The organism is Catalinimonas alkaloidigena (assembly GCF_900100765.1).
Lineage (GTDB): Bacteria > Bacteroidota > Bacteroidia > Cytophagales > Flexibacteraceae > Mooreia > Mooreia alkaloidigena.
This window is the reverse complement of record NZ_FNFO01000001.1, coordinates 693,568-707,214: the sequence shown is the minus strand read 5'-3', so window position 1 is coordinate 707,214 and position 13,647 is coordinate 693,568. Positions and strand designations below refer to the sequence as shown.

12 protein-coding genes are annotated in these 13,647 nt (G+C 55.2%); 10 read left to right on the top strand and 2 right to left on the bottom strand.

Annotated elements, in window-relative coordinates; translation table 11 throughout:
• The first annotated feature begins 14 nt into the window (after positions 1–14).
• The 9 genes from BLR44_RS02735 to BLR44_RS02695 all read left to right on the top strand — a co-directional run bounded on the left by BLR44_RS02735 (position 15) and on the right by BLR44_RS02695 (position 11,913).
• Complete coding sequence (locus BLR44_RS02735) at positions 15–761, top strand: hypothetical protein (RefSeq protein ID WP_143017075.1); 747 nt, start codon at positions 15–17, stop codon at positions 759–761.
• 245 nt (positions 762–1,006) lie between these two features.
• Positions 1,007–1,813, top strand: a complete 807-nt coding sequence (locus tag BLR44_RS02730) for a polysaccharide deacetylase family protein (RefSeq protein WP_089678671.1) — start codon at positions 1,007–1,009, stop codon at positions 1,811–1,813.
• Positions 1,814–2,162: 349 nt separating this feature from the next.
• Entirely contained in the window at positions 2,163–3,329 is a 1,167-nt protein-coding gene (uxuA, locus tag BLR44_RS02725; RefSeq protein WP_089678669.1) for a mannonate dehydratase, read from the top strand.
• A gap of 297 nt (positions 3,330–3,626) precedes the next feature.
• The gene (locus tag BLR44_RS02720) at positions 3,627–4,037 is read left to right on the top strand and encodes a hypothetical protein (RefSeq protein WP_089678667.1); all 411 of its coding nucleotides are present in this window, start codon (positions 3,627–3,629) and stop codon (positions 4,035–4,037) included.
• Between the two features lie 197 nt (positions 4,038–4,234).
• Positions 4,235–4,636, top strand: coding sequence for a RidA family protein (locus tag BLR44_RS02715; protein ID WP_089679132.1), 402 nt, complete (start codon positions 4,235–4,237; stop codon positions 4,634–4,636).
• 60 nt (positions 4,637–4,696) lie between these two features.
• Positions 4,697–5,305 carry a DJ-1/PfpI family protein gene (locus tag BLR44_RS02710; RefSeq protein ID WP_089678665.1) on the top strand — a complete coding sequence of 203 codons (609 nt, stop codon included), beginning with the start codon at positions 4,697–4,699 and terminating at the stop codon, positions 5,303–5,305.
• A 177-nt stretch (positions 5,306–5,482) separates the two neighbouring features.
• Entirely contained in the window at positions 5,483–7,879 is a 2,397-nt protein-coding gene (locus BLR44_RS02705) for an endonuclease MutS2 (RefSeq protein WP_089678663.1), read from the top strand.
• 127 nt (positions 7,880–8,006) lie between these two features.
• The gene (locus BLR44_RS02700) at positions 8,007–11,579 is read left to right on the top strand and encodes a chemotaxis protein CheB (protein ID WP_089678661.1); all 3,573 of its coding nucleotides are present in this window, start codon (positions 8,007–8,009) and stop codon (positions 11,577–11,579) included.
• Positions 11,536–11,913: a response regulator gene (locus tag BLR44_RS02695; protein ID WP_089678658.1), complete on the top strand. Its 378-nt coding sequence runs from the start codon at positions 11,536–11,538 to the stop codon at positions 11,911–11,913. Before BLR44_RS02700 ends, BLR44_RS02695 begins: the two co-directional genes overlap by 44 nt.
• Positions 11,914–11,939: 26 nt before the next feature.
• On the opposite strand, the gene BLR44_RS02690 is transcribed toward BLR44_RS02695, so the two are convergent.
• Complete coding sequence (locus BLR44_RS02690) at positions 11,940–12,623, bottom strand: LytR/AlgR family response regulator transcription factor (RefSeq protein ID WP_089678656.1); 684 nt, start codon at positions 12,621–12,623, stop codon at positions 11,940–11,942.
• 260 nt (positions 12,624–12,883) lie between these two features.
• Here BLR44_RS02690 and BLR44_RS02685 point away from each other — a divergent pair, with 260 nt between their 5' ends.
• Positions 12,884–13,249 (top strand): hypothetical protein, encoded by a 366-nt coding sequence (locus BLR44_RS02685; protein WP_143017074.1) that lies wholly within the window; start codon positions 12,884–12,886, stop codon positions 13,247–13,249.
• A gap of 216 nt (positions 13,250–13,465) precedes the next feature.
• On the opposite strand, the gene BLR44_RS28825 is transcribed toward BLR44_RS02685, so the two are convergent.
• Positions 13,466–13,621 carry a hypothetical protein gene (locus BLR44_RS28825; RefSeq protein WP_176955874.1) on the bottom strand — a complete coding sequence of 52 codons (156 nt, stop codon included), beginning with the start codon at positions 13,619–13,621 and terminating at the stop codon, positions 13,466–13,468.
• Positions 13,622–13,647: the final 26 nt, after the last annotated feature.

The following is a 13,647-nucleotide window of genomic DNA, read 5'->3' as shown; positions in this document are numbered from 1 at the left end:
TATTGATACTTTTCATGTTGAGCGTCTGTCAGCCGAAGGAAAATGGAGAGGCATCGCAAGTACAGGTGAATGATGTTTTAAGTAAACCAGAAAACCCGAAACCAACGAACGAAGATTTAATAGTATCAAAGGACAGCCTTGTAAAAAAAAGTTATGTAAAAGGCGACTTAGGTGGAGAGGTATTGTACTATTACAATACCTCATCCTTAAAAAAGCTAGTGAGAGATATTTCTTCTCCTGAGTATTTTACAAGGTATGACGAGTTTATTTTCAAAAATGATTCCGTCAGCGACTATTACACTTATGAAAAGGACCAGTTATATGAAATAAAGAAAAGTTTTGTAGAGGAAAGAAAAGTAATTTTTTCAAATCAAAGGGCTCTTTCACTGTCTAGAAAAGATACAATACCTCATACTTATGAGAACTTAAAGTTGGAAGAAATAGACTATGACACCATTGAGGTTGATTTTGACTCGACTTATTTTGACGCCGTTAAGTCATTTAGACAGATAACTTATGAATCACAAAACAAAGGCATAAACGAATTTATAATAGTTGGAGATCTCGAACGCCTCGCTTTAGGAGAGTATGAATTACCTGTCAAAAATCTATTCGGCTTTGATGAAAAAATAATTTTGAAAGAAGAAGATCCACTTACAGACTCTTTAATAAAAAATCATTACAACCCCGGTGATACAGTTGTAATAAGATGGGAAGAGGTTTTTGATGGTGATATACCTCTCAAGTATTACCGCGATTAAGATATCTTAATGTGACAAATGCCTTTGGATCTGAAACAATGGACTCGAACTAGGCCTATTGGATGATGGAGGAATTGCCTGTTTCATCATTTCAAAAACCTGATCGATTCTTCAGATTGCCGACAACGGGGGGTTGACTTCAAAAAGAAGACTCATGTTGATCGGATGAAGCGACAAATGGAAGTACATTCCTATACGTGCTTTTTTAACTACGATGCCTGAAGGCACAAAAATTCTTTTACTCTATGAACCTCCCAAAAATCATACTCCTATACATAACCTTATTAGGTTCTAGCTTAGGTTACGCACAATCCACGTCCCGGCCCTGGAACGGAAAAAAATGTGCAGTGGTGCTGACGTACGACGATGCACTGAACATTCACCTGGATCAGGTGATTCCGGCGCTCGATTCGTTTCGGTTCAAAGGGACATTTTACCTCATTGCCGCCTCGCCGGTGGTCGCCGACCGGATGGACGACTGGCGCGCGGCCGCCAACGAGGGACACGAACTGGGCAATCATTCCTTGAACCATCCGTGCGACGGGACACTACCCGGACGCGGCTTCGTGACGCCGGAAACGGACCTCTCCCGCTATTCGGTGGCGCGGGCGGTCAACGAAATCAGGATCGCCAACACGTTGCTCAAGGCGCTCGACGGGAAGGAAGAACGGACGTTTGCTTACCCCTGCGGCGACCTGACCATCGGCGAGACGCGCTTCTACGATTCCCTGAAGGATGATTTTGTGGCTGCCCGTGGCGTGACCTCCGGCTATCCGTCACTCAACGCCATTGACCTGACCGACGTCACCGCTTTTTCGCAGCACCAGACGACGGCCGCGCAGATGATCGCGCAGATCGAAGCGGCGGAAAAGGTGGGCTCGCTGGTGGTGTTTCTCTTCCACGGCGTGGGCGGCGAACACTCCCTCAATGTGTCGCGGGAGGAGCATCGGAAGCTCCTGGTGTACCTCAAGAAGCGGGAGAACGACCTTTGGGTTGCGCCGATGGTGGAGGTAGCGAAATACATCAAAGCGCAGCAGGGTGCGTCTCATTAAAGTTACAAAGTCATGCTTCGAATTTAGCTTAGACTTTTAGTAGTCAGATAAAGTTTGATATTTGTTATCAACTTAAGTCAAAATTCTTTCTACCCTTGAAAGTAATTAACCCCTAGCCATGCGCTTTTACTTTCTTTGCCTTGATGCAAAGAAAGTAACAAAGAAAAATCAACAGGGCCGCCTGGCGGAAGAAACAATGCTTCTACCCACAACCCCGCGCACACCTCGCTGTTTCTTCAGGCCAACGCACCTTAACTGGATCAAAACAAAACGCTCAACCTCTAAATGCAACGCTATGATTGCTTAGCCTACTCTAAACTTTGAACTCAAAACTCATCACTCCATTGATATGCGATTAAAACAAACCTGGCGCTGGTATGGCCCGAACGATCCCGTCAGTCTGCAAGACGTCCGGCAGGCGGGGGCGCAGGGCGTCGTGACGGCGCTTCATCACATTCCGCACGGCGACGTGTGGCCGGTCGACGAAATTCTGAAACGGAAAGCCGAAGTCGAGGCGGCGGGCCTGACCTGGGACGTGGTGGAAAGCGTGACGGTCCACGAGTCGATCAAGACGCGCACCGGCGACTACCAACGCTACATCGACCTCTACAAGCAGACGCTGCGCAACCTGGCCCAATGCGGTATTCCGATCGTGACGTACAACTTTATGCCGGTGAACGACTGGACGCGGACGCAACTGGATCTGACGATGGCCGACGGTTCCAAGGCGCTGTACTTCAACTGGTTCGACCTGGCGGTGTTCGACATCTACATCCTGCAACGCGAGGGCGCGGCCGCGTCGTATCCCGAGGCGGTGCGGCAGGAAGCCGAGAAGCGACACCAGCAGTACAACCAGGAACAACTCGACGCGCTGGTCGGCGTAGTGATGGCGGGGATTCCCGGCGAGAAGCGCCAGACGGTGGAACAGATGCGCGAGAAACTGTCGTGGTACAAGGACATTGACCGCGCTGCGCTGCGCGAGAACCTGAAATACTTCCTGCAGGAGATTTCGCCCGTGGCCGACGAAGTGGGCATCAAGCTGGCCATTCACCCGGACGATCCGCCGTTCGACATTCTGGGGCTGCCGCGCATCGTGAGCCGCGCCGAAGATTTCGACTTTATTCTGCAATCGGTGCCCAACGCCAGCAACGGCATCTGTTTTTGCACCGGTTCGCTGGGCGCGGGCGCGCACAACGACCTGCCCGCCATTGCCCGCAGCATCGGCTCGCGGATGCACTTCGTCCACCTGCGGAACGTCCGGCGCGACGAGCACGGCAACTTCTACGAAGACGATCACCTGGGCGGCAACGTCGACATGTACGCCGTGATGTACGAAATCCTGAAGATCCAGCAAGAGGTGGAAACCGCCATTCCGTTCCGGCCCGACCACGGCCACCAGATGATGGACGACCTGAACAAAGTGACTAACCCCGGCTACTCGTGCATCGGGCGGATGCGCGGCCTGTCCGAACTGCGCGGCCTGGAACTGGGCATCTGCCGCTCCGAAGGCTGGTAAAGAAAGCCACTTGAACCTTACACGCCGTAGAAGGACCCGCGCTTTCTACGGCTTTTTTTTGCCTTTTTCTCAGCTCCCCCATCCCCTTGCTTTTTTAGCCACGGCTCGGCTTCCGTTAAGCGAGCTTAGCCGCAAGATTCTCCGCCGTTCGTCGGCAAGCAGCAGGAGGTCAAACCTTTCCACGTTTCGAACCTTACAACCCCGCCATCCCTTGAGCACGAACGACGGTCGATCGTAGGCCGATGGGTCGTAACTTCATTCTGTTAATCGCATGTTTCACTTTCTACTCGTGCATGTATGTCCGCAGTTTCTACGCTCACACGGTTTTACGCCGACGATTTCGTTACCATTCAGTACGACGAGGCGCACCAGTGCATCGTCACCAGTCGCCACGGCTACCCCAGTGACGAGAAAATCAAGCTCAGCCTCAACAAATCGCTTGAACTACTCAAACTGAAGAAGTCCCGCAAGATCATTTCGGACATGCGCGGCATCAAAGGCACCTGGACCGGCTCCAATGCCTGGATTGCCCAGCACTGGATGCCACAGGCCATTGAGGCGGGGTTGCGCTACGTAGCCTACATCTACCCACCCGACGTGTTCAGTCAGTTTGCCTTGCAGGACCTGATCAAAAAGAACGACCACTATACGTTGCAGATTTTCAAAAGCCTGGAGGAGGCCGAGGCCTGGATGAACGAAGTAGCCTAACGCCCCTCGTCCTTGGTATAAAAGCTGGCTTTTCAGGTGCGAAGGGCCGGCTTTTTCTTTTTTTCGGAAAAGGCTGATGGCCTCCTGACATAGGGCTGTCACGCCCGGGTGGTAGCTTGGCTGCAACTTCTGCGATGGGCGGTGTAGGTCCTGCCGATGCCGCGTCGCTCACATCTCCCTTTCCCCAACGTTTTGCTATGGATCGCCACTCCCTCACCCCCGAAGCGCTGTACCGCCCCCCCGCGTTTACGAACGTCATGGTAGTTGAAAGCCCCGCCAGAACGATTTTTGTCGGCGGGCAAAACGCCGGAATGCCCGACCACCCCACACGGGGCAAAGGCGATTTGAAGACCCAGGCGCGCCTGATCCTGCGGAACGTGCAGACGGCCCTGACGGCCGCCGGGGCCACGCTCGACCACTTGGTGAAATGCAACGTGTACATCGTGCAGGGACAGCCCCTCTACCACGCCTTCGAGGCATTTCAATCCGAATGGGGACAGCGCCCCGAACCGCCGACGGTCACCGTCCTATTTGTGGCGGGGCTGGCGCATCCCGATGTGTTGATGGAAATGGATGCCGTGGCCGTTGTGCCGCGCTAGCGCCTTCGTTCGTGCTGCCTTTTTACGTAGATTAGTTACTTCACTCCACATCCACCGACTATGTTACCACGCACCTGTGCCCTTTACCTTCTGGACGAATATGCCGATTGGGAACCCGCTCATGCCCTGAACGGCCTGCGCAATCACGGTAATTTTCGCATCGTGTCGTTTTCGCGCAACGGCGCGTCGGTCATCTCGATGGGTGGGCTGGAAGTAAAGCCCGATCTGGCTCTGGCCGAACTGGACCTGTCTGCCGTCGATCTGCTGCTGTTTCCGGGCAGCCAGTTGTGGGAACAGGGCGAAGGTCAGGACCTGATTCCGTTCGTGCAGGAGGCTGCCGCCCGCCGGATTCCCATCGCGGCCATTTGCGGCGCTACCATTCTGATGGGCAACGCGGGGCTGCTCAACGACACCCCCCACACCAGCAACGGCGGACCAGCGTACCTGAAACAACACTGCCTCGACTACCAGGGCGAAGCCTTCTACCGCGTCGCCCCCGCGGTGGGCACGGCGCACCTGATCACCGCCAACGGGGCGGGCATGGTGGAGTTTGCCGACGAGATTTACCGCCTAACGGGCATTCTGGACGACGCCACCCGCGCAGCCGTCAAAGAACTCTACAAAAGTGGCGGCATGGTCAACCGCTTTCAGGAACCGGAAACGCGATAGGGTCGCGGGGGCGTGCCGCCGGCCCTGGTTCGGGAACTTTTGCCCCGGCCTCCCCGATTATGCTTTCGGTTTTCCGGATAAACACTTTCTCGCGTTGCTGCCGATGCCGGAAGAGCGATGGGTATCGTACCTTTGCTCCACTATTGACCAAAACTATCGGAGCAACCTGCCGACTGCATGATATACCCTAAGAATTTTGAACAGAAGATCGGTTTTGATCAGATCCGCACCATGTTGCGCGAAGCGTGTGCCGGGCCACTCGGGCTGGCGTATGTGGACCGCATGCGGTTTACCGATCATCTTCCCACCCTGGAGAAACTGCTGAACCAGACCGACGAATTTCGGCAGATTCTGGAACGAGGCGAAGAGTTTCCGGTGGGGCATTTTGTGGACGTTTCGCCCCTGTTACGCCACGCAGAAATTGAAAACTCGGTGCTCGACGAAGAGCAGTTCTTCCACCTGAAGTCGTCGGTTCGGACCGTAGTCGACTGCAAGCGTTTCTTTAAGCAAGCCGAGGCCGGTGTTTACCCAACCCTGACCGAACTGGGCGCTGATGTCCAGATCGACAAGCAGTTGCCTGAACGCATCGACTTCGCAATCGACGACCGGGGACAGGTGCGCGATACGGCGTCGAGCGAGTTGCAGAGCATCCGCCGGAACCTGATTTCCGAGCGGTCCAACCTGCGCAAGCGACTCGACCGCGTGATGAAAGGCGCTAAAGAACAGGGCTACACGCCGGCCGACATGGAGCTGACCATCCGCAACGGGCGGCTGGTCATTCCGGTACTGGCCGAACACAAACGGCGGCTGAAGGGCTTTATTCACGACGAGTCAGCCACGGGGCAGACCGTTTTCATCGAGCCGGCCGAGGTGTTCGAAGCCAACAACCGCATCCGTGAACTGGAGCTGGAAGAGCGACGCGAGATCTACTTCATTCTGAAACAGTTGACCGATTTCGTGCGACCGTTTGTACCGTCGCTGCGCGAGGCGGTGACGTACCTGGGGCTGATCGACTTTATCCGCGCCAAGGCCCGGCTGGCCCTTCGCCTGGAGGCGATCCGACCGCCGCTGGAATCCTCCTGCCTGATCGACTGGCAAGAGGCCCGGCACCCGTTGCTGTTCCTCTCGTTCCGCGAACAGGGCCGTACGGTGGTGCCGCTGTCACTCCACCTCGACCCTCAGCAGCGCCTCCTGATCATTTCAGGGCCCAACGCCGGGGGAAAATCGGTGTGCCTGAAAACAGTCGGGTTGGTGCAGTACATGCTGCAGTGCGGCTTGCTGGTCCCGATGAAAGAGTCGTCGAAGGTGGGCATTTTCCAGAGCCTGTTCATCGACATCGGCGACGAGCAGTCGCTGGAAAACGACCTGAGTACGTACAGTTCGCACCTGCAGAACATGCGGAACTTCCTGAACTTCGCTGATAAAAAGTCGCTGATTCTGGTCGATGAGTTTGGGGCCGGTACCGAACCGCAACTCGGCGGAGCCATCGCCGAAGCCATGCTCGAAGAGTTCACCAACATGCGCAGCCTGGGTGTCATCACCACGCACTACGCCAACCTGAAGGGGTTTGCCGAGCGCCATCCGGGCGTAGTCAACGGGGCCATGCGCTTCGACGTCGAAAACCTGGAGCCGCTCTACCAGCTTTCGATCGGCAAGCCGGGTAGCTCGTTCGCCCTGGAAGTGGCCGCCAAAATCGGACTGCCGAAACGGGTGCTGGAGAATGCCGAAACTAAAGTGGGGTCCGACCGCATCAATTACGACAAGATGCTGCGCGAGCTGGAAATCGAGAAAGAGGTATACCAGAAACGCAACACCGACTTGCTGACGCGCGAACGGCAGGCGAGCAAATCGCTGAAAGATTACTCCGACCTGCGCGATATGCTGGACCGCCAGCGGAAAACGACGATGAACCAGGCCAAGGCCGAAGCGCGTCGCCTGGTGGAGGAAGCGAACCAGCGGATCGAACGTACCATCCGGTCCATCCGCGAAAATCAGGCGGAGAAAGAAGCAACCCGACAGGTACGGCAGGAACTGGACGAGTTTCGCGAGGAGATGAAACCCGAAGAAGTGACCCCGGCCCCGGCCGAAACGGTACAACCGGAAAAAGGGCCTATCGAAGTGGGGAGCTACGTGCGCATCAAAGACAGCGGTGCGGTGGCCGAAGTGGTTTCGATCCGTAACAAGGAAGCGGAGGTGCTCATCGGTTCCCTGAAATCGAACGTGAAGCTGAACCGCCTTCAGAAGATCAGTCGCCGGGCCTTCCGCGACCAGATCCCCGAACCGGAAAAACCCCGCTCACGGGGCATCGACATGAACGAAAAGATGCAGAACTTTTCGTTTAACCTGGACGTGCGCGGCAAACGCAGCGAAGAAGCACTGAACGAAGTGGTGGAGCGATTGGACGATGCCCTGCTGGTGGGCGCTACCGAACTGCGCATCGTGCACGGCAAAGGCGACGGCATTTTGCGGGAGCTGATCCGCAACCACCTGCGTACGTACCCACAAGTAGCGTCCATGCAGGACGAACACGCAGACCGGGGCGGCTCGGGCGTAACGCTGGTGACCCTGCACTAGGGGCACACGAGGCGCTTTTTGGGCTAACCCCCTTCTGCCCACGTTCGTTTATCACACTACTCCGGCAGCGCTTGTAGGCGGCCGGCGGTTTTGCGATTTGGATTCTCAGCTATTTTCAGACTTGCTTATGCCTGCTTCTTCTGAAACACCTCCTTCAGCCAGTCCGCTCCCTCCCTCAAATGAGACGTTTGTCGTTGTTGGACTTGGGGCGTCGGCCGGTGGTTTGGAAACGTTGCGGCAGTTACTCGCGGCCATGCCCGCCACGACCGGCTTCGCGTTTGTGGTGGTGCAACACCTGGACCCTACGCACGAAAGCCTGATGGCCAAGTTGCTGGCACAGGCCACATCTATGTCGGTCAGCCAGGTACAGGACGGCATGCGCATCCGCCCCAACGAGGTCTACGTCATTCCTCCTAACCACAACCTGTACATCGAGCGCAACCGCCTGCGGCTGACCGACCCACCGGCGCAGCGCTACCACCGGTATCCCATCGATTTTTTCTTTCAGTCGCTCGCCCGCACCAAACAGAACCGTGCCGTTGCGCTGGTCCTTTCGGGAACGGGCACCGACGGGACGCAAGGGGCCAAAGCGATTCAGGAAGCCGGGGGTCTGGTGCTGGTGCAAGACCCCACCACCGCCCTCCATCCGGGGATGCCCCAGAGTGTGATGGACGCCGGCGCGGCCGATCTGGTCTTGAAAGTCACCGACATGCCCGAGGCGCTGCTTACGTTCTTACGTCGACGACCGGCGGCGGCCGCGGGTGCGCTGGAACCGGAAGCTACCCCCGCGCTCAACGGCATTCTGGAAGAAATCCGCCTGCGCCATAGTCACGACTTTCGCTCGTACAAAAAGAGTACGTTGTTGCGGCGGCTCGACCGGCGCATGAGTTTGCACGGCCTCAGTACGCTGCAAGAATACCTGGAACTGGCGCAACGCGAGCCCACTGAACTCGACCGTCTGGTGGATGATCTGATGATTGGCGTAACCAGCTTTTTTCGGGAGTCGGAAGCGTTCGATACCCTGCAACGCGAGGTAGTGCCGTACCTGGCCCGCGCAGCCGCCGAAGACCGTACCATTCGGGTATGGGTTCCGGGCTGTTCTACCGGCGAAGAGGCTTATTCGCTCGCCATTCTGCTGAACGAACAACTGGACCAGGACAAGCTCGACAAGTGCAAAGTGCAGCTCTTTGCCACCGACATTGACGAAAATGCGCTGGAAACAGCCCGGGCCGGCCTCTACTCGGCACGCGCCGTGCAGGCAATACCGGCCCCGCTCCTGCGCAAATATTTCGTACAACAGGGCGAACATTACCAAGTCTCGAAACGCATCCGGGAGTGCGTGCTGTTCGCCATGCAAAACCTGGTGACGCATCCGCCGTTTTCGCGCCTGGAGCTGATCAGTTGCCGGAACCTGCTTATTTACCTCGATCCGCTGGTACAAAACAAGGTCATCTCCTTGTTTCATTTTTCGCTCAACCCGGAAGGCTTTCTTTTTCTGGGCAACTCCGAGACCATCGGCAAGAACACGGACCTTTTTGAGCCGGTTTCGAAAAAGTGGCGCATCTTCCGCAAAAAAGGCATCAGTCGGCAGGAAGTCGCGTTCCCGATCATGGGTCGCCGCTTTGCAGCACACGACGACAGCCGGGAAGCAACGCCGCATCCCCTGCACAGCTTTCGGGACATTACACAACAGGCCCTCGTACGCGAGTTTGCCCCTGCCTCCGTGCTGATCAACCGGCAGTTCGAGGCCGTCTATTTTCACGGCAATATCAGCCGCTTCGTTCAGGTTCCGGCGGGCGAGCCGACGCGCCACATTCTGCAACTGGTTCACCCCCATTTCCAGCAAAAGCTGCGCAGTAGCATCTACCGGGCGATCAACACCCAACAGCCCGTCACGGCGGCGGTGCTTGCCACGGAAGAGGCAGACGAACGCCAGCACATTCGACTGCGCATCACTCCCACTCATCAGCAAGGCGAAGTCTGGTACCTGATTTCTTTTCTGCCACCAACCGAAGAACTCTCCCTCGTCACAACGGAAGCGGACGAAACCGATTCGAATCTGCTGCAGCAACTGGAGCTGGAACTGAAACTCACGCGCGAGGACCTGCAATCGACCATTGAAGAGCTGGAGACCGCCAACGAAGAGCTGAAAGCTTCGAACGAAGAGGTCATGTCCATGAACGAGGAGCTGCAATCTTCGAACGAAGAACTGGAAACTTCGAAAGAAGAGCTGCAATCGCTCAACGAAGAATTGGGCACCATCAACCATCAGCTGGAAACCAAGCTGGACGAACTGGAAAAGACCAACAACGACTTGGCGAACCTGCTGAATGCGACCCGGATCGCGACCATTTTCCTGAGTCAGGACCTGACCATCCGTCGGTTTACGCCCGCTACGTCGCAGCTGCTGAGCCTGATTCCGACCGATGTGGGCCGTCCGCTGGCGGACATTGCGCTGAAATTCGAAGACCCTGCCCTACTGGAAGATGCCCGAGAAGTCTTACGTACGCACAAGCCCCAACAACACGACATCATCACGTCGGACCAGCGCTGGTTTTCGCGCACCATTCTTCCTTACCGGACGCTGGACCATCAGGTAGAAGGCGTCGTAATTACGTTTGTCGACATCACGCATCTGAAGGAAATGAACGCCCGGCTCTATGCGTCGGAACGCCACTGGCGCTCGCTGGTGAACAATACGCCCGACGTCATCAGCCGGTTCGACCGGCAACTGCGGCGCATTTTTATCAACGAGTCGTTCAAGCACGTGGCTGCCATGACCGAAAACGAGGTGCTTTACAAACACATCCGCGAAACGCCCTCTCCCGACGAACAAGAGCGCATTCGCCTGGCAGAGGAAGTTGAAAACGTGTTTACGACGGGGAAGCCTCACGATTTTTACTCTACCGTTCCGACAGCGACGGCCGAGCAGGCGCACTACTATACCAAGCTGGTGCCTGAATTCGATACGCACGGAGCCGTCGAAACGGTGTTGGCCATCAGCCGGGATGTAACGTTGCTTCGTACGCACGAAAAAGTCATCGAACAGTCGCTCAAAGAAAAGGAGGCGTTGCTGGCGGAGATTCACCATCGGGTAAAAAACAACCTGGCGGTCATCTCGGGCCTGCTCTTTCTGCAAAGCCGCACGACCCAAGACGAGAGTGTCCGGCGCATGTTCGAAGCCAGCCGCAACCGCGTGCAGTCGATGGCGTTGCTGCACGAGAAGCTTTACCGAAACGAAAGCTTTTCGAGCATCGCGTTGCAGGATTACGTAGAAGAATTGACGCAACAGGTGAAACGTTCGCACCTCACTCCGCCTACCAAAGTAGAAGAAACCATCCGGATGGGGCACCTTCGGTTCGACATGGACACGGCCCTGACGTGTGGCCTGCTGCTGAACGAACTCTTAAGCAACGCCTACAAACACGCCTTTCAGGGGCGCACACAAGGGCACATTCGGGTCGAAGCCCTGGGCGACAACGGTACCATCTCCCTGCACGTACACGATGACGGGACGGGTTTTGACGCCGCCCAGCATCCCGGACGCCTCGGTTTCCGGCTGATCAATACCCTGGTTGCTCAACTCAACGGTTCGCTTTCCGTTGAACAACAGAAAGGCACGTTAGTCTCGATTACATTTCATTACCCAGCTTCTCATGAACCTACTGCAGCGCAAAAAGATACTGCTTCTGGAAGATGACCTCATCCTGGGAATGCTGACGGAAACCATGTTGGGGGAAATCGGGATGGATCTGGTCGCCACCCTGCAATCGGGCGAAGAAGCACCCGACGCAGTGGCCCGCCTGCAACCGGACATCATTTTGATGGACATTCAGCTGAAAGGCCTTTGGGACGGTATCGAAACCGCGCAGGCGATCCGCCGCATCTCCGATAAGCCGATCATCTTCCTGACCGGGAATTCCGATGCAAAGACCACCGAAAAAATCAAGGCGGTTCCTAACGCCACCCTGCTTCTCAAGCCGGTGAAAGAAAACGAACTGGCCTTAGCGTGCCGCGAGAGCCTTTCGTATTAAACTATAAAGTCTTCTTCCAGATGACCTCAGAATACTTTGAGGTATTGCATCAGCGTATCTTTATAGGTATTGCTGACGGGAATGTGCTGCTTGTTGATGGTGATGCCGTTGTCTTCGATCACGTCGATTTTCCGGCAATTGACGATGTAGGAACGATGGACACGCAAAAAATGCTCCGGTAGCTTCTGCGTCGCATCGCGCATGGTCATCATCACCAGGTGTTTTTTGCCCTGGCTGGTGTGGAAGGCAATGTAGTCGGACATGGCCTCTACGTAGAGGACTTCTTCCAGATTGAGGCGGACTAAATTGTATCCCTCTTTGACGAAAATATCGCTATTCTCTCTTTTCTCAAGCTTGGGCAAAAAGTTACGCTTCGCCTTTTGATACGCCTTAAGAAAACGACTGTATTTCACGGGTTTCACCAGATAGTCTACCACTTCGTACTGATACGATTCCAGGGCAAACTCCTCGCGATGGGTCACTAAAATGGTGGGAATGGGATGTTCGATGGCATCGAGCAGCTCCATCCCGTCCATTTCGGGCATCTCAATGTCCAGAAACATGAGCGAGATCGCTTGTTCGCTCAAGATTTTATAGGCGCTCACGCCGTTGTGAGCAACAATTACCTGGGCAGAAGGCTCAGCATCAGCAACAAATTCCCGGATGATCTCACAAGCGACCGGGCTATCGTCCACGATTAATACATTCATCAAGTACAGAGTATTTGTCAGAAGAGCAATCTAAACGCCAACAGAGGTAGCCGTCTCGTTACGCTTCGGCATACCTAAAGGTAAGCTTTTTCTCGCAGATTTTCTGTGCTGGTGCTGCTGGCGTTAGCCAGCTATATCTCTGCACGGGAGTGCTTCGTTTGCGGTAAATTCGTAATTTGTCGCGTAGCCAGCACCGATGCTTGCGTGCCAAGCGGGCCTCTTTTGAGCGCACGCGGCCGCTCCAGCAGGTTTTCATTTCCATGAGTATAGGATCACACGCCGATTTTAGTTATTACGAGCAAATCTTTGGACGTAACCCGGAGCGGTACCGCCGGGTGCTGCACCTGCTCCAAGAAGAGCTTTCCGACTATTTTCAGAGCATTCGGCAGTCGTATCTGCAAGGCGATGCCCAGGGACTGCGGCGCAACATTCACCGGCTTAACCCGCAGCTCGATATGCTGCAACTCTCTGCGCTGCGCCAGTCGATCGACGAATTAGGAAGGACCACCACCGCATCCATGCACGTAAAAGATCAGCTTTCGTCCAATCTGCACCAGTGCTTCGTGCAGCTACAAGACGACATCGCCCGCAAAATTGCGCAGCTCAGCAGCGAGCCTACGACCTGAGTTGCCCTCCCAGGAAAGACTTTTTATACACATCGGGTGGCATTTCTGCCCGCTTACGGCTTGTTTATCAGCAGGTACCTCTTGCAGAAGCCCCCTATAATCTAGTCTGAATCATTACACTGACTTTAATCAAGCTGTATGCACGACGCCAGGGCCACTTTTTTAGCATTTCTCTAGGTTGAGCGCCACTAGGCCGTTTTAGAGCAATGCAAGGGATCAGGCTGCACGTACATAGGAACGCCCAAAGGCATACAAATTAGCGCGATTCATTTCATCCGCCCACTTCCCCACCGGAGCGGCAGCGGCTGCATCGGCAGCTTTTTTTTCTATTTTCGACAGGATATCAGCGACATACATCAACATCCCAAACATATTATTCGGGCTTCATTCCGATAGAA

Excerpts from the sequence above, each read along its gene's own strand:
- uxuA (WP_089678669.1), top strand. The coding sequence starts at position 2,163 with ATGCGATTAAAACAAACCTGGCGCTGGTATGGCCCGAACGATCCCGTC.
- BLR44_RS02685 (WP_143017074.1), top strand. The coding sequence starts at position 12,884 with ATGAGTATAGGATCACACGCCGATTTTAGTTATTACGAGCAAATCTTT.
- BLR44_RS28825 (WP_176955874.1), bottom strand. The coding sequence starts at position 13,621 with ATGTTTGGGATGTTGATGTATGTCGCTGATATCCTGTCGAAAATAGAA.
- BLR44_RS02690 (WP_089678656.1), bottom strand. The coding sequence starts at position 12,623 with ATGAATGTATTAATCGTGGACGATAGCCCGGTCGCTTGTGAGATCATC.
- BLR44_RS02710 (WP_089678665.1), top strand. The coding sequence starts at position 4,697 with ATGTTACCACGCACCTGTGCCCTTTACCTTCTGGACGAATATGCCGAT.
- BLR44_RS02730 (WP_089678671.1), top strand. The coding sequence starts at position 1,007 with ATGAACCTCCCAAAAATCATACTCCTATACATAACCTTATTAGGTTCT.
- BLR44_RS02700 (WP_089678661.1), top strand. The coding sequence starts at position 8,007 with ATGCCTGCTTCTTCTGAAACACCTCCTTCAGCCAGTCCGCTCCCTCCC.
- BLR44_RS02735 (WP_143017075.1), top strand. The coding sequence starts at position 15 with ATGTTGAGCGTCTGTCAGCCGAAGGAAAATGGAGAGGCATCGCAAGTA.
- BLR44_RS02695 (WP_089678658.1), top strand. The coding sequence starts at position 11,536 with ATGAACCTACTGCAGCGCAAAAAGATACTGCTTCTGGAAGATGACCTC.
- BLR44_RS02720 (WP_089678667.1), top strand. The coding sequence starts at position 3,627 with ATGTCCGCAGTTTCTACGCTCACACGGTTTTACGCCGACGATTTCGTT.
- BLR44_RS02705 (WP_089678663.1), top strand. The coding sequence starts at position 5,483 with ATGATATACCCTAAGAATTTTGAACAGAAGATCGGTTTTGATCAGATC.
- BLR44_RS02715 (WP_089679132.1), top strand. The coding sequence starts at position 4,235 with ATGGATCGCCACTCCCTCACCCCCGAAGCGCTGTACCGCCCCCCCGCG.